This is a genomic window from Nostoc sp. C052 (assembly GCF_013393905.1).
Lineage (GTDB): Bacteria > Cyanobacteriota > Cyanobacteriia > Cyanobacteriales > Nostocaceae > Nostoc.
The window spans coordinates 7,034,614-7,055,814 of record NZ_CP040272.1 but is presented as its reverse complement, the minus strand read 5'-3'; the positions used below and the strand labels follow the sequence as shown (position 1 = coordinate 7,055,814).

The following is a 21,201-nucleotide window of genomic DNA, read 5'->3' as shown; positions in this document are numbered from 1 at the left end:
AGAGAAAGATCCAAATTTCGATGAGCAACAGCTGACAATACTTTGCTATAGGCGCTAAAGTGCATCTACTACTACAAGCTTAACGACAAGAGAGCGCCTAGAAGAGTCAGTAATACCAGACAGGGACTCTCGCATGAATATAAATCCAGCAGAATCAACTATGGAGTTGACAAAATTATCACCACCTCAAATTCTTTTCGGCACAGAAGTAGATGAGAAAAGCAGTAGCGAGCAATTTTTATTGAGCATGTACGATTCTGTGCAGGCATCAATATTTGTAGTTGATGTTCTGGAGGATGGAGATTTTCGATATGTAGCCCTTAATCCCACTCATGAGCGGTGGATAGGCATTTGCTCAGACGATCTTCGGGGCAAAAAACCTGAAGATATTCTCTCCCCCGTTGATGCTGCTAGGGTGCGTCAACGTTATGCTGACTGTGTAAGTTTCGGCACAACTATTTCTTACGAACAATGTTTGCAATTCCAAGGAATACCTACTTGGTGGAGTACGACTCTCACCCCACTCAAGGATGCTAACTCCAGGGTTTATCGACTGATTGGGACTAGCAGCAATATCACCCTTGTGAAGCAAGCAGAACAAGCCGTTGAACTCCAGGTTGAACGAGAGCAATTGCTAGAAGCGATCGCTGGAAGGATTCATCAATCTGTAGAATTAGAGACAATTCTGCATCAGACAACAATTGAACTCCGGCAGTTTTTGAATTGCGATCGCGTGTTAATTTATCGCTTCGAGGCTGATGGTAGTGGAATCATCATTGCCGAATCAACTGTAGCCGCCAGTAATCCTCTCTTGGGAAAAAACATCAGCGATCCCTGTTTGGCTAGCAAACATCCAGAACACTACGGAAGAGGCTGCATTCAAGTTGTCGAAGATATTTATGCAGCTGGACTGCATCCTTGCCATATAGATTTTCTGGCATCTTTGCAGATTAGAGCTAATCTAGTCGTGCCGATTTTCCAAGAGCAAGATATGTGGGGGCTATTAATTGCCCAGCATTGCCGAGAATCGCGTCAATGGCAGCAAACGGAAACTGACTTGCTCAAACAGTTGGCAACTCAAATCGGCATTGCCGTCCAACAGGCAGAACTTCATCAGCAGATCAAGGATCTCAAAGCCCAGATGGAGTTGCAAAAACAGAAACACCTCAATCAGTTGCAGCAGGTGCGAAACTTTGAAGCCTTGGTGCGACGGATGACAGAACAAATCCGTGACAGTCTAGATGAAACTCAGGTGTTGCAGACAGTCACCCAAGAATTAGCACAATTACTGAACCTTGAGCGTTGCCAAATCGAACTCTATAGCACCTGCCAAACTCTAGTTACTATCACTTACGAATACTGCATTAACTTACCCTCATGTCAAGGATTGAGTAGACAGATTGCAGACCGTCTGGAAGTTTATCAGCCGCTATTGCAAAAACAACCATTGCAATTTTTAGAAATTCAGCCGGGATGGCAACCAAAATTGCTAGTTATGGCTCAGATGGCTTGTCCAATTTTCGATACTCAAGGGATTTTGGGAAATATTTGGTTGACAAGACCATCACAAGAGGCTTTTGATGAATTTGAAATTGAGTTAGTTCAGCAGATAGCAAATGAATGTGCGATCGCCATTCGTCAAGCAAAGCTTTACAAACAAAACCAGGTACAGCTAAAAGAACTAGAAAAACGCGATCGGCTAAAAAACCAATTTCTCAGAACCCTCTCTCAAGAACTGCGGACACCAATAACAAGCATTAGCCTTGCAGTCCAGACTCTCGAAAGTGTCCTCACACCAGCAGAAATATCAGAGATAGAAATAGTTCCGCAACTATTGCAAATTCTGCATAACGAGTGTGGGCGAGAAAGCAAGTTAATTAACGACCTACTCACACTCACATATCTCGAAGCCGAACCCGATCCGCCAACTTTGATTGCCATTGACTTTCAAAGCTGGCTTCAGCCGATTATCGATTCTTTTCGAGACCTCACCAACTGCCAGCGACAGCAGTTAAACCTAACTGTTGATCGTGCCTTGCCGCCTTTGGAGACAGATATCACTGATTTGGAGCGGATTGTCACCGAACTGCTTAACCATGCCTGCAAATACACACCAGCCGGTGAATATATCACAGTCTTTGCTCACCTGACAGGGGATGCGATCGAGCTTAATATTACCAATTCGGGAATAGAGCTTACCAGCAATGAACTGTCACGGATTTTTGAGCCTTTCTATCACCTTTCCAAACACGATCCTTGGAAACATAGCGGTACTGGATTGGAGTTGGCATTAGTGCAGAAAATGGTCAGACATTTAGGCGGCTCAATTTATGTAGAAAGTGCAGCAGGTCAAACCACCTTCACCGTCAAATTCCCCTTTTAATTCGTTTTTGGGTGCGGTACTAGCTAAATTGTCAGAAGTTATGCTATGATTGTTATTCGTGTGGGTGACTAGCTCAACGGTAGAGCAGTAGACTCTTAATCTATTGGTTGCGGGTTCAAATCCCTCGTCACCCACTTCTTCCAGCCCTTCACAGTTTACCCTTGCCTAAATCGAGCAAGTGCAACGCTCATAAAGCCCCTTTTCTCGGGGATAAATGCCACTCAAGCTTTGACTAGTTTAACTAAAAATCCTCTCTTACCTCTTAGCATTCCAGTGGAATGTCTTGCCTGTCTACTGGACAGCTAGAATGTGACAAAAACCAACTTTTTTCTCTATTAAAACTTTTGTTTGTATATAACCCACATTCCGCACCTAAAACTGGCACACAGAGAAAGCAGTAAGTAAATTAAAACTACTGGTAGAAATTGAGACAAGAAAAACCCAGAAGTAAAGTTAATAGCCAGAATCAGGGTAAAAGTCAAAAAATAAATAAAATTAGCACTCTATAAGCTTCCATCATGAAAAGCTAAAAATAGTTGATGGGATATAGTGTGAAAATGAATTCGCCTTTGAGCATTGAAGTAAAAAATTTAAATCACCTGGGGATAGTAGCAGGAATTATTGATGAAATAGGGTTGGTAGACCAAATAAATAAAATACTTGGACAGCACCCGCAGTCTAAAGTGAGTGCGGGTCAGGCGGTCAAAGCAATGATACTAAACGGGTTAGGGTTTGTATCTGGAACATTATATATGTTTCCTAAATATATGGATAGCTATGCCTGTGAACACTTGATAGGAGAAGGAGTATTACCAGAACATTTAAATGACGACAGACTAGGAAGAGTATTAGACCAATTATATTTAAAAGGATTAAGTGGAATCTTCACTTTAATAGCGTTAGCAGCAGTAAAAAAATATGGAGTAGATTTATCATCGCTACACTTAGATTCTTCTTCATTGCATCTGCACGGAGAATATAAAACTGGTTTACCCGAAGTAGCCTTTGAAAGAAATGCTCCCACAGAAAATGAAGATAAGCTCCTAGAGTTAGCACCACAACCAATAAATATAACTTATGGTTATTCAAGAGATCATAGACCAGACTTAAAACAATTTATTCTAGAGTTAATTTGTAGCAGTGATGGGGATATTCCCATCTTTTTAAAAGCAGCGTCAGGAAATCAATCAGATACGAAAAACTTTGCGAAAACTCTCGTGAATTTTCGAGAAAATATTGATATAGATGCGTTAATGGTAGCAGACAGCGCATTATATAGTGCCGAAAACCTGAATTTGATGAAAAGCCTCAAATGGTTATGCAGAGTTCCATTGACAGTGGGGTTAGCCAAGCAAATACTATTAGGAATAGACTCCAAAGATTTAATCCAAAGTGAAATAACAGGTTATTCATATATAGTCAAGTCTAGTAACTATGCCGGGATCGAGCAAAGATGGCTGATAGTTGAAAGCCAAGAACGGAAAAAAGCAGATTCTAAACAGCTGATGCGCCGTGTTCAGCAAGCCCAAATAAATGCTCATCAAAAGCTCACAAAATTATGTAATGAAGAATTTGCTTGTCATCGAGATGCCAAGAAAGCTGCATTACATCTATCAGAGCAATTAAAATATCATTGTTTGGCTGAAATTAAAATATCTAAGAAACAGTTAAAACCTCAAGGTAAAAACAAAAACAACAATCAGAATGACTGGAAATATTACTATCAGATATCCGCGCAATTAGAGCAAGATAAAGCAGCAATTGAACTTGAAAATCGCGCTTCGGGAAAATTTATTTTAGCAACTAATATTATTGATGAATCCCAATTAAGCCACACTGACATGATTAAGGAATATAAAGCTCAACAATCATGTGAAAGAGGCTTTGCTTTCTTAAAAGACCCTTTATTCTTAACAGATAGCATATTTATTAAGTCACCGGAGCGCATTGAAGCTTTATCAATGATTATGGGGTTATGTTTGTTGGTTTATACTTTAGGACAACGACAGTTACGTGGAATTTTATTAGCTCAAAACCAGGAAATAAAAAATCAATTAGGTAAACCAACAGACCGCCCCACTCTCAGGTGGATATTTCAATGTTTCCAAGGTATTCATTTATTAATTGTTAATAGTGTTTCACAAATATCAAACCTCTCTGATGAAAGATTATGGATATTACAATTTTTTCCTAGTACTTGTCGTCGCTACTATTTATTAGTTTGATTATTATTTTAATTAAGCTTTACTTTTACTAATTTTTGCAAGAGTTACTCACTCTATGTTTAGTAACTCTACGTTTTAGTGCAGCATTTTTTATACCGATTCTTTATTTTCGCAAACTCTGGTTTGATTTTTAAATTTCCATCTCTCCAATTTTGGTTTTAAATCAAAAACTAACCCCACAATTCTTTGCTATTTCTTTTGTGACAGTTCCGGGTGCGGAATGTGGGATATAAGGCTCTTCCTAGATTATAACAGGACAGAGTTTTGTATACAGTTTTTAATTAATACCTGTATACAAGTTTATTACTTTACTCTCTGATTAAACTTCCTAAATCTAAAGTGAATATTCATCTTGAGTAAGCTTGCTGTGTATGGTAAATTAAGCATCCAATTAAAAAAATAAAAAACTATGGAAATAAGTGAATTTCTCATAAAGAAATGGCTACGAGAAGGAGCAGAGAAACAAGCCTGGGGACTTATTATATATATGGATCGGATTGAAAAAATACTAAAACCTTGCTACGTAATGGAAAGGACAGAAATGCCTTCAAAAAGGGATTTCTATAGTTTAGGTACAGACGATACAACGCGTCCTCGTGTATTTCACAATATTACTCCCGCTTATTCAATAGTTTACTAATTGACCGATAAGAGTTTGAGATAATTAGTGAGAGTTGAGAGGCATAAAAATAAACACATTACTTTTTTCTTAAGTTGTCACCAATAGCTTCTGCCCGGAAATCCTTAAAAGGAAAGCTGCCGCCTCTTGAATTCGTGACAGCAGCCCAACAAATAAAATTTCCAGGGAGAACCTGGAAACGAGATTAGAAATCGATGTTTATCTGTGGTTTTATTTTCCCTATCCGTGCATTTCGTCGTATTCGTGGGCTTCAACTCGTCTTGCTTCCATCCGAGAAGCAGGCAGAAACTCAGCACGACGTACTGGAACCAAAGGCGGTGTAGCTCCTTGGTAAGGATGAATCACTTGGACAGTACGGGCTGGGCGCTGCCGTGGTGAGAATAAAGCCAATACCCCAGCGACGACAACACCACCGCCAATAGTGAGAGCTGCGCCTCCAACAGCCCAAAGCATAGGCGAAGACCACCAAGTAGTTTGCGGCTGGAGTGCTGTTGTTTTTGGTTGATTATTCTGTTGGGCTAATTGCCACTGCTGCTGAGTATTGAAATTTTGGACTTGGCCCTGGAGTTGTTGATTTTGCAACTTCAGCTGTTCATTATCGTTTTTTAAACGCTCCAACTGCATCTGCGTGTTCAGCTTCTCCATCTCAATGCGCTGGTCAGTGCTGGTAGCAGTTGGTGGCTGAACCTGATTAGGATACATTTGCCCATAAGGCGCATAAGGATACATTGGTGCCTGCATTCCTTGGGGCGCTACTACACCTGGCATTTGCGAAGCAACAGCGAAGTTAGGTTGTAGGGGGGTATTTGTTCCTTTGAGCAATACGAGAGCCGCCAGCCCAGCTACGGCGACTCCGCCGATAAACGCCATACTCTCACTCATCGCCTTTGCTCCTTGATTGCGACGTAACTATATTCATTTCTGACTGACTCACTCTCACACTCATAAATTATGCCTACTTGATTTCACATAATACTCAAACTATAAGCTACTGTATCAGCTAGTTTTTTTACACCATGATATCTGATGTTAATATTCAAGACCATAATGGTCAAATTGTCTACTAAACAAGGATAGAAAAACTACACTGTTATACTTTTTTAATCTACTTTTCCCGTCTAATCAAGAGGGGTATTTGTGCTGATGTTGGTGGTTTTGATGGCTGCCTTGAGACTTTGGCAAAATTGGGCGATCGCATTTAGTCCCTGTTCTGGTGTCCCTTCTGCTAGCCGTTTTACAACAGCGCTACCCACAATGACTGCATCTGCGCCCCATTCCCTTACCTGAAGAGCTTGTGCAGTTTCGGAAATCCCAAAGCCGACACCGATGGGTTTATCAGTAACACTACGAATTTGTTTGAGTAAATCGGACACCCGGTTTTCCATTTGCGATCGCACCCCTGTAACCCCTGTGACGCTGACTAAATAAATAAATCCAAGGGATGAATGAGCGATCGCTTCTATTCGTTTAGCATCACTGGTGGGAGCTACCAACAAGATTACGTCAATTCCCATCTCTTTAGCTGGTTCAAGCAAGCCTGCTGCTTCTTCCAAGGGCAAATCTGGTACTACCAATCCTGCTACCCCAGCCGCAGCAATTTGCTGAAGAAATTTATCAATTCCCCGGTGCAAAATTGGGTTGTAATAGGTAAAAAGGACAATAGGCGATCGCAGTTTGGGAGTAACCTCATGCAACATTTCCAACACTTGCTCCAATTTCGTACCCCTTTGCAAGGCACGGGTAGCAGCAGCTTGAATTACCGGCCCATCCGCCAGAGGATCGGAATAGGGTATACCTAGTTCAATAATGTCAGCTCCATTTTGATCTAGAACCTGCAACGCTTTTGCCGTTGTTTCTAAATCTGGGTCGCCAGCAGTAATAAACGGAATCAGAGCGCACTCACCATTGTGCCCAAGGGTTTCAAAGCAATCAGAAATCGCAGTCATTAGTCAAGAATCATTAGTCATTGGTCATTGGTCATTGGTCGTTGGTAATTCGTAACTAACAAAGGACAAACGACAACTGACTAATGATAACTTTACACCTGAGATTGCTCTTCTTGTTCTATTTCAGCTTGAATTCGTGCTAGTTCTTCGGGAGTAAGCTCATCTAGCCGCTTTTGCAGAAAGTCTTGCTCATACTGTTCCCGCTGTTGATGGTAGGTCATTTTTTGTCCCACCGCCCGGAAAAAATAGGTGGCTAACCAGCCAACTAACCCACTGACTAGTAAGACTTGGCTCCATATACCAGCTTTCTGATTATCCAAACCGACTAGCTGTAATCCTACATAAGCCAAGCCGCCGGCAATAAAAACACCCAAGCCAATTCCAATAGCGTCAATCCGTCGCATGAGAGTTATGACCTACCAATCTCGTTAAACCTGAACTTGTCGCCGTTGGGGTCGGAAATTTACAAACGGCGATAGAACCAACAAACCCGGAAAGAAGAAAAACACCAAAAAGTACATTAAGACACGCTCGATGGAGCTAGCGACATACCAACGCTGCTTCAGGTACAGCAAAACAGCAATCGGGATTACCAGAAGGTAAGCTCCAGCCAAAATTAGATACAGCAGGGCGACAATCATAACTTTCAAGTCTTAAGCATCTGTTTTCCATCATAGGCTGAAGAGACAAACAAGAGAGAAGTATAGTCATAATGCTTTTAACAAGTCGCGTTGGGACTGGGGATTAGAGACTGGGGACTTAAAAATAAAAAACATCCCAACTTTTCTTGTGGGGTGGGCAATATGAGCGCCCTAAATTGGGACGGGTGGGGACACCCATCCCATAAGATGGATAATTTATGAAGAAGGGGGAAAGGGAAAGGGGAAGGGGGAAAGGGGAAGGGTAAAAACCCTACTGCGTCCCGCTCCGCTAACGCCCGAAAGTGGCGCGACCTGTTCATCCCTTTCCCCTTTAACTTTTTATTGATTGGAAGTCCTTAAGCAAAAAAATTTTAAAACGTAGCTTTGGCGGGTTGGAGTACTTTTACAGTAGGCAATTTAACGGATATCATCACAAAAGGTAATATCATGCTATTATCGAAAACGCACTAGCAAACAAATGCTTTGGTTAGACAAGATCGAAAACTCATCCAGATTGATGACGAAAAAACAAAAAACTTCCAAATTTGGGAAGCGATCGCACAATCTAGAAAAAATATTTTCAATCTAGTTGGACAAAAGACACAATTGATGGTGGAATAGATGAGGGGGTATTTGCTACCTCTACAAAATAACTAGTTATACTAGTAGTTGCCAAACACCTGCGGGGGTGTGGCGGAATGGTAGACGCTACGGACTTAAATAATTGAGCCTTGAAGGAGAAATCCCTCAAGTGGAAGCTCTCAAACTCAGGGAAACCTAAATCTGGTGACAGACATGGCAATCCTGAGCCAAGCCGAAAAAAGTCCTGAGTCATGAGTGCTGAGTGAATTTAAAACTCCTAACTCCTAACTCATAACTGTTCGGAAGGTGCAGAGACCCGACGGGAGCTACCCTAACGTTAAGTCGAGGGTAAAGGGAGAGTCCAATTCTCAAAATCTGAGCAAGCTATTGTCATCAGGTAGCAGTGAAAACTGCGGGAGAATGAAAATCCGTTGACCGTAAAAGGTCGTGTGGGTTCAAGTCCCTCCACCCCCACTAAAAATCTAAAATACCGAAAAGCTTCATTGTGACTTTAGCCATAACTTTGCCGCAAAGGTAAGCTTGCGATTCCAATAAAGGATGGCAAGGTTATGGTTCTCAAACAAATTTCTGTTCGCGCTGCCCTTAAAGCAGCGCGAATTTTTTATTGTGAAAACATCCCAGCGCGAGAAGGCAAAAGTAAAAAGAAAGAATGCTTATTTTGTAAGCTTTCTGGCTATTGTAAATGGGTATTTTATTTACGCCGTGTTGTACTGGTTTAGCCAATAGCCTTGAAATAGCTGCTTCACTAGGATAAATACTTTCAGTGTGAACTTGCCTAACAGCTTGTTTTAGCTCCTCACAAAACTGTTCGATTCGTTTGATACAACAAGATTCTTTCATATATTTAACATACTCGGCTGAAATCGCTCGGCATAGCTCTGGGAAATGTCTGTAAAGAACTCGCTTAGGATACCCAAGGCGTTTTGCTACTGCTGTTATAGGTAGCGGTTGTTCATTCGCTTGAACTCGAGCCAGCTTTTAGTAAAGAATTGTAATCCAAAATCCAAAATCCAAAACCCAAAACTTGTATGAGTCCCTGACTACGGTAGTCTAGATGAGAGTGAATTTATCGCCTCGTTTGATATATTGTTTTATGACCTCAGTTGTTTCTAGTCCCCCACGCACTATTCGGATTGGTTCACGCAAAAGCCAACTTGCTCTGGTTCAGACCTACTGGGTACAAGAGCAACTCCAGAAAAGTTATCCTGATATCACTTTTGAAGTCCACACCATGTCTACCCAAGGCGATAAAATCTTGGATGTAGCGTTAGCAAAGATTGGCGATAAAGGACTTTTTACTAAAGAACTTGAACTCGGAATGATCAATCAGGAGATTGACTTTGCGGTTCATTCCCTCAAGGATTTGCCGACTAATTTACCAGAAGGGTTAACACTGGCAGCAATTACTGAACGGGAAAACCCAGCAGATGCATTAGTGGTGCATGAAAAACACAAAGATAAACAAATCGATACCTTGCCAGAAGGTGCTGTGATTGGTACGTCTTCTCTGAGACGTTTAGCACAGTTACGCCACCATTTCCCGCACTTTACATTTAAGGATGTCCGAGGAAATTTAATTACACGGTTGGCAAAACTGGATGCAGGCGAATATGATGCTCTGATTTTGGCAGCAGCAGGATTAGAAAGATTGGGAATGAGCGATCGCGTACATCAAATCCTCCCCAAAGAAATTTCCCTCCACGCCGTTGGACAAGGTGCTTTAGGGATAGAATGCCGTGCTGATGATAGTGAATTGCTATCTCTACTCAAAGCGATCGAACATCCCCAAACACGCGATCGCTGTCTCGCTGAACGCTCTTTTTTACGCTCTTTAGAGGGCGGATGTCAAGTACCTATAGGTGTAAATACAGAAATATCTGGTGAGAATTTGACCTTAACAGGAATCGTCGCCAGTATAGACGGTCAAAAGCTGGTAAAAGATACCGTCACTGGTCAAGCTAACAATGCCGAAGCACTAGGTATAGAACTAGCAGAACTTTTGCGGCAACAGGGAGCGCAAGAAATTTTATCAGAAATTTTTGCGGTGATTCAGCGCGGTTCCTAAGCAATTAGTGAAGCCAATGTGATTAGATAAGAATTGATCGCCGTTGCACAAAATATGTGCCAGACGCGACAAATCACGTTGGTCGGGATTCAGAAAGTTAATTTGACAATATAGACTCGGGGAAGCAAAAATTACCATGCGGATTCTATTTGTTGCAGCAGAGGCAGCACCCATTGCCAAAGTAGGAGGAATGGGTGATGTTGTCGGGGCATTGCCCAAATTCCTGAGAGAAATGGGGCATGATGTGCGGATATTCTTGCCTTACTATGGTTTCCTGCCAGACAAAATGGAAATTCCCAACGAACCCATCTGGCGGGGATATGCGATGTTCCAGGAATTTGCTGTTTATGAAAGCGTTTTGCCTGGTACTGATGTTCCCTTGTACTTATTCGGACATCCCGCCTTCCTACCCCGCCATATTTATTCTGGAGATGATGAAGACTGGCGGTTCACCTTGTTTGCTAATGGTGCAGCCGAGTTTGCCTGGAATTACTGGAAACCAGAAATTATCCACTGTCACGATTGGCATACGGGTATGATTCCTGTATGGATGCACCAAGATCCTGATATCACCACAGTATTTACCATTCATAATTTGGCTTATCAAGGGCCGTGGCGTTGGTATTTAGAGAAAATTACTTGGTGTCCTTGGTATATGCAAGGACACAACACAATGGCGGCGGCGGTGCAATTTGCCAATAAGGTAAATACAGTTTCGCCCACTTATGCCGAGCAAATCAAGACACCTACTTACGGTGAAACATTAGAAGGTTTGCTGTCCTTTATTAGCGGAAAACTATCTGGGATTATCAACGGTATTGATACCGAAGTTTATAATCCAGAAAATGACAAATACATTGTCCAAACCTTTACTGCTGATACTTTAGATAAACGCAAAGCCAACAAAATTGCTCTGCAACAAGAAATCGGATTAGAAGTCAACTCCAAAGCCTTTTTAATTGGGATTGTTACCCGATTAGTGGAACAAAAAGGCATTGATTTGATATTGCAAATTCTCGATCGCTTCCTATCTTACACAGATGCACAGTTTGTGTTGTTGGGGACAGGCGATCGCTACTATGAAACCCAGATGTGGCAATTGGCATCCCGTTTTCCCGGACGTATGGCAACTTACTTACTTTATAACGATGCCCTGTCTCGCCGGATTTACGCTGGCACTGATGCCTTCTTAATGCCCAGTCGTTTTGAACCATGCGGTATTAGCCAAATGATGGCTTTGCGCTACGGTTCTGTACCCATTGTCCGCCGCACAGGTGGATTAGTTGACACCGTAACCCATCACGACCCGGAAAATGCTGCTGGTACTGGTTATTGCTTCGATCGCTATGAACCGCTAGACCTTTTCACCTCAATGATTCGGGCTTGGGAAGGCTTCCGTTTTAAACCGCAATGGGGAGAACTACAAAAACGCGGCATGAGTCAAGACTTTAGTTGGTATCAATCTGCCAAACAGTACGTGAAATTGTACAGGTCAATTTACGGTTTGCCAGAAGAAGAGGAGACTCCAGAACCAGAGTTAGTGTTAAACGAGACAGTCACTAGCACCAGTAGTAAATAAAAGGGTGGTTAGAAACCGCGTCTACACAGACAAAACCCACCTCCGTGGGTTTCAAACCCTCAATCTTTCCTTAGTCCGCGGAGGCGGACGAAAGTTTGTGTAGCCGCGACTTCCAGTCGCCAGGGCATAAAATTGACCTATTAATTAATCGTCGCTTTCGCCCTAATTAACCAATCGCGATCGCTAACACAAATTTCTCGACCAGATGAGTCTCCTAAGCGGTCTAATGCCCATAAACAAGCGTATTTCAAATCCCAAATCGGCGTATTTAGGCAAATTTTGAGTTCAGAAATTGCTCGTGAATCACCCAATTCAGCAAGAGCGATTGCACATGCAGCACGAGATTTCTGAAACTGGGGTTCGCGGTTGTGCAGGTTTTCTATTAATAAATCGTAAGCGGGAGCATATTTTAGCCAGCCGAAAAGTTTCATGACATGATAATGAGCGCCATAGTCGTTATATGCTTTGTCCCCATAAGTTGTTAGAAGTGCTACTGGTGCTTCTTGCGGGTAGACATCTAGTAAGGTTTTTGTCGCTAAATAACATCGTCCAAAATCGGTTTCATAGAGTTCATTAATTACAAAATCTAGGACAGGGGTAGCATCATACTCATGCACTAAATCAAGGTCGTTGGGATGATCGTAGAGTACTTGTTCTAAGTAAGGTTGAATTTCTGTGAAGCTAATTTCACCACTAGGAACGCCTGCATCCAAAAGCATCCGCAAACCTCGCAAGCGAAACACCAGAGATACAGGACAACGGGCGATTTCTGGGATGGCTTTGTAATAGCGAGAATCAATCAAGTCTTGAATACAACCGCGCCGTGTATTGACGCTGGAACTTTGCAGCAGCGCCATCACCTCAGTGATTTGGGAATAATCACCCGTGAACCGACAAACTGTAGCGATCGCCGCACTACGGGTAGGTTCATCCTCCATTTGGGTAAATTTCCGTACACGTTCTAGGGAAGGCTGATAGTCAGCGTTCGCTAAAGTGTGAATAATCACTCGATAGATTTGACCTGGTTTATCCAGCAGTTGCGAGACTTCTTCGAGAATTTCTGGATCTTTCGTGCCGATTTCCCCGATCGCCCACACGGTATTTTCAACAGTATAAATATCATCATCTTTAAGGCACTGCCGAATGACAGGTAAAGCTGATTCTGCTTGCAATCGCCCCAAACTTTCCACAGCTTTGCGTCGGACAATGCGGTGGTCTAACTCATCAGGGTTACTGGTTTCAATTGCCCGTACCAAAGCCGCGATCGATTGCTCTGTGGGAAAGTTAATTAGATGGGAAACAGCAATATACTTATCAGAAGCATCTTCGAGTTGTTCTAATGGTGTATCAATAATTGCGATCGCTTCTTCTTCTGTTAGCCCAAACATTTTAAAAAAACGTTTATCCATTGATCTATAAATTGCTCTTGGATAATTTTAGAGATCACTTTTACCATCGTACTAGGGACTGGGTACTGGGGATTGGGGATTGGGATCTATTTGGGTATTGATTGAAGCATCAAAAGTGTCTACATAGCTATTTGAGAATAATAGGAACAAATATGAGTGATTATTTAGATGACTATGAATTTAATAACCTCGATTTTTATAGAAAAAATCATGGTTTACAGCTTTATTACAACTGGTCTGGGGAAATTTGGTGGCAAGAAACACCAGAAAAATCAAAAGAAAAATTGTTCTCTATTATTGGGATGAATGCTACCAAAGTATTTCTCAAACACGATCCTGAGTACGGCGAAGTCGGATATCGCATTAATAGAGAGTTGGGTTTATTTTGTGACCCAGATACTCAAGAGATTTTGCACTTTTGGAAGTCACCAACAGCAAGTCAACCAGTACCAGTAGTACACATTGCTAACCGCATTGTCCAAGGCTCAGTCAAACCAAAGAAATTTGTCATACCCAAAGGCAGCGGATATATTACCTCTGTTATGGAAATTCCTTTAGAATACCCGCATCCTTTAGCAGGAGATAGCAAATATTCAGACTATTGCCCTGGAGAAAAGTTTAAGGGAGTTGAATACTTTATCTCAAATACTTGCCGACCCGATGCAACTGATGTCCCTCCTGCTAAGTGGGCGAGAGACTGTCCTTGGTTGCCCTGGATGAAGTTAGGATATGCTCATCCAGCGAAATTAAGATTTGAAACCACAATATTTAGAGTAGATTCTTTTGAGCAGCTTCATCCTAGTTTGGTCAAACTGGTGAGGGAGAAAGTACCAATTTATGAATTCACGCCGACAGAAAGTGATGAGCCAAATGTGACAAGCATTCAATACTTTAAGAAAAACTTTGAATCCTACTTGCAGGGAGATATTTTTCCACTTGAGGAAACCTCTTAAAATAATTCGTAATTGAATTCTTAGTGCGAATTACGAATTAGTTAGGCTGTTGGTAAGGGAACTCCAATATTGTGGGGCGGGCAAGATGCCCACCCCACAGGAGTTAATTGGATTTTTTTATTTGGAAGTCCCTAAGTATTCTTCTGGCCATTTACGTGAAATAGCGAAGCATTTGTCAAACTTAGACGATAGCTTGCGAGGTTCTGGAAACTCTATCCCATTAGCCCACGCCTCAATCTTTACCAGGAAGGTACTCAAGTCCTGTTGCACTCTGTTCAGTTCTGTCTCGAAGGTGGATTGCTCAAAATCAATGTGAAATCCACTGGCTGCTGAATCCATTCCTCCATCTGACCATATACGAACAAAACCATCCACCATTTCAAACCAGGGGCTTGGATCGTGAGCCAAGGCGATCGCCCTGTAGTCAAAAATTCCAGCCACTCCCGCCACTCTTCTAGACCACAACAGCAACTGGGGTAGATCAATTCATTAGCAGTAGACTTGACTTGAAGACCTCCTGGCAAAATCAGTGTCTCGGACTCAATAACTCGATATAGAACATCATTGGCATTGCCACCATTTTCTAAATCGTTGTATTGTACCAATTGGGCAAATATTAACCCGACCTCCAAATCTGTCATCTCATCGTATAACTGAATGTGCGAGAACGGTTTATAGTCCGCAACAGACCACGGCCATAATGGCTCACCCTCATACCACGGAGTTTCTACCACAGCTTGAATACAAGGATTGCTACTCATCACATCGACTTATCCTGTTGCACGATGCTAGTGCGATATCTATGATGTCCTACGCTTACGGGAACTCCCAGAAATAAATTATCCAATATTGTGGGGTGGGCGTCTCGCCCGCCTTATGAACTGGGCGGGCAAGATGCCCACCCCACAAGAGTTAACTGGATATTTTTTTATTTGGAAGTTCTTACGCACTGGCTTTTAGAGGATTTTTGAAGATTCCTGTCAAAAAGCTTTACCAGTGGTTACGCGATCTGAGAAGATCAGAATATATACATTATCAGCTATTGATTAGTTGCTTTTTGCCAATTGTTCAATTTTATGTAACAGCTAAAAGTAACCAAATACAAACATTCTTTGTAACACTGACCACACATCATTTATATAAACACGTATTTAGGAAAGAAAAGTTATGGATGAAACTTCAGAATTGACAACAACCAATAACGTCACCGCCCAAGATGTAGCAGAAGTAATTGCAGAACTTGAGCAATATCGGGAACGTCTAGTTCAAGAAACTACGGAAACAGCAAAACGGGCTAAGTTAATGAAAGTAAGCGTCATGGCAAAATTGGAGCCTGAACTTGCCAAGATTGATTCTGCCCTCCAGGAACTCCGCGATCAACAGGCTGCGCTGAGTGTCAGCAACTAGTCATCTTGATAATTCAACCAGAAGTTATATGCTCAACTCCGAAACTCAATCCGGGGTAGATTCGTTAAATCTGTCCCATGTAGAAACTGATGCTTTATTTGCAGTAGTGAGTGAGCAATTAAGCTTAAACACCTTCAACTCAGATGACCAAGAGCTACTAAAGCGAATGGTTGAGAGTATGGGAGACTCACGGGGCATGGTTAGACTGAGTTTTGCAGAGGCTTTGGGTAAAATCGGTAAACCAGCGACCCCCTTATTAATGGAAGCTGTGGCAAATCATCCAAACCCAGTTGTACGGAGAGCCAGCGCCAAAACTCTGACACTGATTGCTGACCCGATCGCAGTTCCCACTTTGGTCAACGCCTTGTTAAATGATGAAGATACCGTGGTCAAAACCTCGGCGGTGGGGGGGCTTGCCAAAATAGGTGAGGCTGCTGTGCCAGCATTACTGAAAATCTTAGCGTCAACGGAGTATCCAGAAAGTGCTAAAGGACACGCGGTATGGGCGTTGGGGTTTATTGGGGCAGACGCCAAAGAGTATTTATATCAAGAGATTAACTCAGACTCAGATGAAGTTCGAGCGGCGGTAGTAGGTGCGATCGCTAAAATTGCTCAAGAAGGCAACGAAGAAGGAGCATTTAATATTTTAGTTAACGCCCTCACCGATCCATCTGAAATTGTACGGTGTGAAGCAGCAGCAGCTTTGGGTAGTCTCACCTATCAACCAGCAATTCCTCATCTGGTTGAGTTACTACATCATACCGATTGGGAAACTCGAAAAGCAGCAGCTTTAGCATTGATGAAGATTGGCGATCGCACTTCCTTAGAACCCCTACAAGCCGCATTAACCAACGAAGAGGAAGCAGCAGTTCAGGCAGTTATCAAGCTAGCGATTTCTCAAATTGAGAGACAATTAGAGGAGGATGCTTGGGAATAGGGCAATGGACATTTACAACTTGACATCTTCCTCTCATTTTGAGAGTGTCGAAGTTGCTCCCAAGGTGATTGAGACGGAAGAGGAGTATTTAAGAGCGATCGCTACCCTCTTTTGTACTTAATCACCTGATCTAATCGGGGTAAAGCACTCACTGCTGATTCACGAACATAAGGATCAACAGATTCATCATTTGTCAACGCTGTCAGCACTTCCACCCCTCGAATATCACCCATTGAACCAAGAGCATTGACGATCGCTACAGCCACCGCCACATTATCTATTGTTTTCAGAGCTTCAGTCAAAATCTCAAAGGCAGGAGAACCAATTTCACCCAGCGCCATCACTGATGCAATATAAACAACAGGATTTTGGTCATTGAGCGCCGTTTTTAATCCCTGTAAGCCCTCAGCTGGAAAAGGAACATCGGGATGGTTAGCAGCAACCTGTGCCAGAGCCTTAGCACAGCTACCCCGAATGGTCGCATTATCGCTATTTATTAATGACTCTACCAGTAGCGGTACAGCGTCCGTACCAATAGCGCCCAGTGCCTTTACCGCCGCTCGACGGTAAGTGACATCTTCCTCATCCAAAATACTCATCAGCCGAGGAATGGTATTTTCATCACGGACATCAGCCAGTTCCCACATAGCTCGTTCCCGTAGATTGGGATTGGGGTGTTTTAACTGTTCAAATAGAGAATCTATTGTCATAAAATCAAATTTTCCTGTCTAAATCCCCCAAGTTCAATCATGAATTACGAATTACTAACAACTGAGGGACTCTTGGTCAGTCACTCAACCAGATACAGGCAAAGCAACAGACTGAGAGTCCCTGAGTTTTAGAGTATAACGATCGCTCGTCTATTCAACCCTTGTTACTATGACAGGGAGTTGATTACATAGTCGAGGAGAGCGCGGAACTCACCCAAAGCTTGAGGAGACAAGTCACGAGGAGAGCAAGCGCGATCGCGAGTGTAAGTCAACGCGGTTACATAAGGAGCGGTTGGCAGACCCAAAGAGCGATAAACTTCACGAGCGCCTGCAATACCCCATTCATCCAGAGGGCCAGTACCGCCCACAACTAAGCTGTAGTTGATCAAGCGTAGGTAGTGCTTGATGTCGCGGAGGCATTTGTCTTTCTTGACTTGGGTAGCGCCAGCTTCACCTTCTTGGGTCAAGTAAGGATATTTCTTGAAGGCAGCATCATAAGCTTCCTTAGCTACATTATCGATACCAGCAGCTAGCTTTTCAGCAGCTTCTAGACGAGCGCTAGCACGTTGAATGCTACCTTGAACTGATTCTAAATCAGAGGTAGTTGGGAAACGACCTGCTGCATCAGCAGCTCCAATAACTGTAGTGATAACTGATTTCATTGCTTTTTTTACTCCAGATTAGATTTGATCGAGTTGTGATTTCAGTTGGCTTGACTAATAGGCTTTAGCCGTTAGCGATTAGCAATTAGCTCAAAGCAGAAATAACGCGATCGAAGTAGCTAGCAGCTTCAGCAGCTAGAGCAGAGCAGTCGCCTTGAGGAGTATCCAGTTTGCGGAACTTCTTACCAGCGTTAGCTTCGGTGTTGGTGTTGGTGATGTGAGCGACGCTGATCGCCTTCAAAATCTGAACAGCACGTATAGAAGAAGAGGCAGGTACGCCCAAAGCTGTGTAGGTTTCTTTCAGACCGTTCAAAGCGCGATCGTCTAATACAGAAGAATCACCAGCCAATAGTGCATAAGTTACGTAGCGCAGAATGATTTCAGCATCACGTAAACAAGCAGCAGTCCGACGAGTGGGGTACAAGTTACCACCAGCTTGAAGCAAGCCAGTGTTTTCACAAGCAATCCCAGCGATCGCATCCGAAACCGCACAGCTAGCATTGCTGGCGATCGCATTTACAGCATCAAGGCGCTTGTTGCCTTCAGCAATGAAAGACTTTAGGGCTGCTAAGTCAGCACCACCGATAGGAGCGGTTTTGGCATCAGCCGTAATTACAGCTCTGGAAAAAGCATCAAGAACCATGAGTTCTCCTTAATATTCACAAATGGCGGATATTATTTTTGGCTTGTTCTCGATCAGGTTAACTGTGAGTAGCCAAACAAAAACATAGGGGATCAACAGTACCCTAGTCTTTACTATGAGAGACAAAGTAATAATCTGTAATATTTAATTTGGGTATTCGGGGACTGGGGACTAGGGGGGAAAGTTACCGAAAAAATGGGTTTAAAGCCCCGTGCTTCTAGCACGGCTTTGGAGTAATAAGTAACAAGTAAATATTTTTACTCATTACTTGTTACTTATTGCTCCAAAATCTACGTGTGTTCACGCCGGGGAGTACGTCAAAGGAAGCGTTTCCCCCCTCTCTACCTCTTCCAATTCCCAATCCCCAGTCCCCAAAAAATTAAGACTTACGCATTTCAATGGAACTCTGCCACTGCGTAAGTCTTAAAAGAAAAAATCTTAATTTTTTACTCGATCAAGCTTGTTTTAGGAGATGTTTGACCAAATTATCTTTTACCATCATCTGCCGTAAAACTTCTAGCAAAAAATCCTGAGCCTCTTCTTGGCTCAAACTTTTTACCTGGTCTTTCAAATTTTGTAAGCGAAACTGTTGTTCTAAAGTTAGTTCGATTGGGAAGTCCATCATTCACTCCTGGGATTGACTGGATCGAAGGGTATTTTTTATTACCGCTAGTTTGAAGGCGCAAGCTGTCGTAGAAATTGCTTTCCAATATTCTAGCATCGAGATATTAAAACGTCTACATTGTCAAGTCATAACAAATCATGCTTATAAAAGTTTACAATCACATAACAACACGTCTGCTTCTCCCTTGTTAGGGAATTTATTGAAGCTGACCCGCTAATGGCTGTAATGTTTAGAATGTTTAGATACCAACTACTCTAAAAAGAAAAAACAAGGTAAACATCGTCCGCAGGAGTAATAAGTAGGAGTCAGAAGATTGATAGACGCAATGGAATTTTTTCAGCTAAGTGCTGGTAAGTGGCGATCGCAACGTGCAACTCATCATCTAGCGTTCAAGCGCTCAGAGATAGGAGAATCGGATATACAGGTAGAAACTCTCGATGCCGACCATCCCGAAATCATAGAATTGTGCCAGTACCATGAAATTGACCCTAGCCTTTCAATAGGTGGTTCGCGCGTGCGTTGGCTAGGGACAATGGCTTGGGATCGAGAAGGTGAGGAGAATCATCAAGGGAAAACCATATTTGCGATCGTGCCTGATGGCGATAACCCCAGGCAAGGAAAATTACTCCGCGAAAGGGGTTACGCCGAAATAGTGCCTGTAGTTGGTCTTTTTCACATGGATGATGAAGATGGACTGGTGTTGACAACCGAATACGAAACAATGAGTTCCATTGAGCGATTCTGGTTTGCCAGCCCAAATATGCGAATGCGAACCAGTACAGTCAAACGGTTTGGCGGCTTTAGCACGGCATCATTTTGTACTGAGACCCGCATGGATGCTTCTGTTGAGGTTTCCAGCACAAAAGAAGTAACAGAAAGTCAAGAGTCGGATGTTCTGGAAAAAAGACAGTTTTATTCAGTTTTGGGGTGGTGAATTATCTCAACCAGAGTGACGCTTTTACTCGTGGGCAAGATTATCTGCGTCTGGTACAGAGACTTGCTCTAGAGCCGGGTATGGTGGATGTGTTTGATAACTTGCGCGATCGCATCCCCATTTGCACTTGGATCGGCGATAATATTAATGCCGTAAACGCTCAGATAAACACCTATTTAGGGTTTTGTCATGAGTGCTTTCATCCCCAAGAGCGTCGCCACATCCAAATTTTTGCAGTACCCATAGCTCAATCCTTCGGCATAGATGGGCTATGCAACATTCTCACAAACCCAATCACTATTTTGGTAGATGTCGGTCGAGTTGCACCTAAAGACTGGTTTGGTGTAGTCGTCCATGAATACGCCCATGCTCATCTAGGAGACTTTGGTCACAATGAGCAGTTTGCTAGCATCCTATCTCATTTATGTTTAGGACTGGGATTGGAACCACCCTACTGGGAGGCAGGAATGGAAGCAACTTTGCGTAGCTGGCCTTACTGTAAATCAACCATAGATCCCCTGGAATTTTGGATAGGTCGCTGAGGGGGGCAGAGGGCAGGGGGCAGTAAGTAGAAACTCTTCATGTCTGATTTTGAGTCCTATATTTTGTACCTTATCTATTTGAAAACTGCCGTCTTATTCCTACCCATTCCCCATTCCCCATTAATTTCTTTTGCTAAATGTTAAAAATTATTGCTCTAGTTCAAAAAGGTGAAACTGAATCTCCTAATCTAAAATATGTGAATAAGTTTGTTTAGTGATTCACGTAGTTATTTAAGCTGGAAACCCCACTCCCTTTATTGATTAGCTATGGTTGAATCTAGCAGACTAATCATTATT

At 42.6% G+C, this 21,201-nt stretch carries 20 protein-coding genes and 1 tRNA gene; 11 read left to right on the top strand and 10 right to left on the bottom strand.

Features of this window, described 5'->3' with window-relative positions; genetic code table 11:
- The first annotated feature begins 133 nt into the window (after positions 1-133).
- From FD723_RS29210 to FD723_RS29200, 3 genes are all read left to right on the top strand, one after another.
- Positions 134-2,383, top strand: coding sequence for a GAF domain-containing protein (locus FD723_RS29210; RefSeq protein ID WP_179068473.1), 2,250 nt, complete (start codon positions 134-136; stop codon positions 2,381-2,383).
- A gap of 62 nt (positions 2,384-2,445) precedes the next feature.
- Positions 2,446-2,517: transfer RNA gene (locus FD723_RS29205), tRNA-Lys, on the top strand.
- A gap of 423 nt (positions 2,518-2,940) precedes the next feature.
- On the top strand, positions 2,941-4,608 hold the full coding sequence (locus FD723_RS29200; protein WP_179068472.1) for an IS1634 family transposase: 1,668 nt from the start codon (positions 2,941-2,943) through the stop codon (positions 4,606-4,608).
- 859 nt (positions 4,609-5,467) lie between these two features.
- On the opposite strand, the gene FD723_RS29195 is transcribed toward FD723_RS29200, so the two are convergent.
- The 4 genes from FD723_RS29195 to ndhL all read right to left on the bottom strand — a co-directional run bounded on the left by FD723_RS29195 (position 5,468) and on the right by ndhL (position 7,835).
- Positions 5,468-6,130 (bottom strand): heterocyst differentiation related protein, encoded by a 663-nt coding sequence (locus FD723_RS29195; RefSeq protein ID WP_179068471.1) that lies wholly within the window; start codon positions 6,128-6,130, stop codon positions 5,468-5,470.
- Positions 6,131-6,366: 236 nt separating this feature from the next.
- On the bottom strand, positions 6,367-7,194 hold the full coding sequence (trpA, locus tag FD723_RS29190; RefSeq protein WP_179068470.1) for a tryptophan synthase subunit alpha: 828 nt from the start codon (positions 7,192-7,194) through the stop codon (positions 6,367-6,369).
- A 92-nt stretch (positions 7,195-7,286) separates the two neighbouring features.
- The gene (locus tag FD723_RS29185; protein WP_179068469.1) at positions 7,287-7,598 is read right to left on the bottom strand and encodes a DUF3007 family protein; all 312 of its coding nucleotides are present in this window, start codon (positions 7,596-7,598) and stop codon (positions 7,287-7,289) included.
- A 24-nt stretch (positions 7,599-7,622) separates the two neighbouring features.
- Complete coding sequence (gene ndhL, locus FD723_RS29180; protein ID WP_179068468.1) at positions 7,623-7,835, bottom strand: NAD(P)H-quinone oxidoreductase subunit L; 213 nt, start codon at positions 7,833-7,835, stop codon at positions 7,623-7,625.
- Between the two features lie 483 nt (positions 7,836-8,318).
- Between ndhL and FD723_RS29175 the strand changes: the two genes are divergently transcribed.
- The 3 genes from FD723_RS29175 (at position 8,319) to glgA (ending at position 12,082) form a co-directional block, all read left to right on the top strand.
- Positions 8,319-8,456 carry a hypothetical protein gene (locus tag FD723_RS29175; protein ID WP_179068467.1) on the top strand — a complete coding sequence of 46 codons (138 nt, stop codon included), beginning with the start codon at positions 8,319-8,321 and terminating at the stop codon, positions 8,454-8,456.
- A 1,075-nt stretch (positions 8,457-9,531) separates the two neighbouring features.
- Positions 9,532-10,503, top strand: coding sequence for a hydroxymethylbilane synthase (gene hemC / locus FD723_RS29170; RefSeq protein ID WP_179068466.1), 972 nt, complete (start codon positions 9,532-9,534; stop codon positions 10,501-10,503).
- A gap of 136 nt (positions 10,504-10,639) precedes the next feature.
- A complete protein-coding gene (gene glgA, locus FD723_RS29165) occupies positions 10,640-12,082 on the top strand; it encodes a glycogen synthase GlgA (RefSeq protein ID WP_179068465.1) in 1,443 nt (480 codons plus the stop codon).
- Positions 12,083-12,222: 140 nt separating this feature from the next.
- On the opposite strand, the gene FD723_RS29160 is transcribed toward glgA, so the two are convergent.
- A complete protein-coding gene (locus FD723_RS29160) occupies positions 12,223-13,491 on the bottom strand; it encodes a HEAT repeat domain-containing protein (RefSeq protein ID WP_179068464.1) in 1,269 nt (422 codons plus the stop codon).
- Between the two features lie 152 nt (positions 13,492-13,643).
- On the opposite strand from FD723_RS29160, the gene FD723_RS29155 reads away from it, so the two are divergent.
- Positions 13,644-14,444 (top strand): DUF1838 family protein, encoded by an 801-nt coding sequence (locus FD723_RS29155; protein ID WP_179068463.1) that lies wholly within the window; start codon positions 13,644-13,646, stop codon positions 14,442-14,444.
- Between the two features lie 275 nt (positions 14,445-14,719).
- Here FD723_RS29155 and FD723_RS29150 read toward each other — a convergent pair whose 3' ends face one another.
- On the bottom strand, positions 14,720-15,205 hold the full coding sequence (locus FD723_RS29150; RefSeq protein WP_179068462.1) for a hypothetical protein: 486 nt from the start codon (positions 15,203-15,205) through the stop codon (positions 14,720-14,722).
- Between the two features lie 406 nt (positions 15,206-15,611).
- Between FD723_RS29150 and FD723_RS29145 the strand changes: the two genes are divergently transcribed.
- Both FD723_RS29145 and FD723_RS29140 read left to right on the top strand, forming a co-directional pair.
- Positions 15,612-15,851, top strand: a complete 240-nt coding sequence (locus tag FD723_RS29145) for a hypothetical protein (RefSeq protein WP_179068461.1) — start codon at positions 15,612-15,614, stop codon at positions 15,849-15,851.
- Positions 15,852-15,879: 28 nt separating this feature from the next.
- On the top strand, positions 15,880-16,788 hold the full coding sequence (locus FD723_RS29140) for a HEAT repeat domain-containing protein (RefSeq protein WP_179068460.1): 909 nt from the start codon (positions 15,880-15,882) through the stop codon (positions 16,786-16,788).
- A gap of 101 nt (positions 16,789-16,889) precedes the next feature.
- On the opposite strand, the gene FD723_RS29135 is transcribed toward FD723_RS29140, so the two are convergent.
- From FD723_RS29135 to FD723_RS29120, 4 genes are all read right to left on the bottom strand, one after another.
- Positions 16,890-17,498, bottom strand: coding sequence for a HEAT repeat domain-containing protein (locus tag FD723_RS29135; RefSeq protein WP_179068459.1), 609 nt, complete (start codon positions 17,496-17,498; stop codon positions 16,890-16,892).
- 167 nt (positions 17,499-17,665) lie between these two features.
- Positions 17,666-18,160, bottom strand: coding sequence for a bleomycin hydrolase (locus FD723_RS29130; protein WP_179068458.1), 495 nt, complete (start codon positions 18,158-18,160; stop codon positions 17,666-17,668).
- An 85-nt stretch (positions 18,161-18,245) separates the two neighbouring features.
- Positions 18,246-18,803: a bleomycin hydrolase gene (locus FD723_RS29125; protein WP_179068457.1), complete on the bottom strand. Its 558-nt coding sequence runs from the start codon at positions 18,801-18,803 to the stop codon at positions 18,246-18,248.
- A gap of 454 nt (positions 18,804-19,257) precedes the next feature.
- Positions 19,258-19,425 carry an NblA/ycf18 family protein gene (locus FD723_RS29120; protein WP_179069318.1) on the bottom strand — a complete coding sequence of 56 codons (168 nt, stop codon included), beginning with the start codon at positions 19,423-19,425 and terminating at the stop codon, positions 19,258-19,260.
- Positions 19,426-19,744: 319 nt separating this feature from the next.
- Here FD723_RS29120 and FD723_RS29115 point away from each other — a divergent pair, with 319 nt between their 5' ends.
- Together FD723_RS29115 and FD723_RS29110 are read left to right on the top strand one after the other, a co-directional pair.
- A complete protein-coding gene (locus FD723_RS29115) occupies positions 19,745-20,362 on the top strand; it encodes a phycobiliprotein lyase (protein ID WP_179069317.1) in 618 nt (205 codons plus the stop codon).
- Positions 20,359-20,904 (top strand): hypothetical protein, encoded by a 546-nt coding sequence (locus tag FD723_RS29110; protein ID WP_179068456.1) that lies wholly within the window; start codon positions 20,359-20,361, stop codon positions 20,902-20,904. The genes FD723_RS29115 and FD723_RS29110 overlap by 4 nt, the downstream gene beginning before the upstream one ends.
- Positions 20,905-21,201 lie beyond the last annotated feature (297 nt).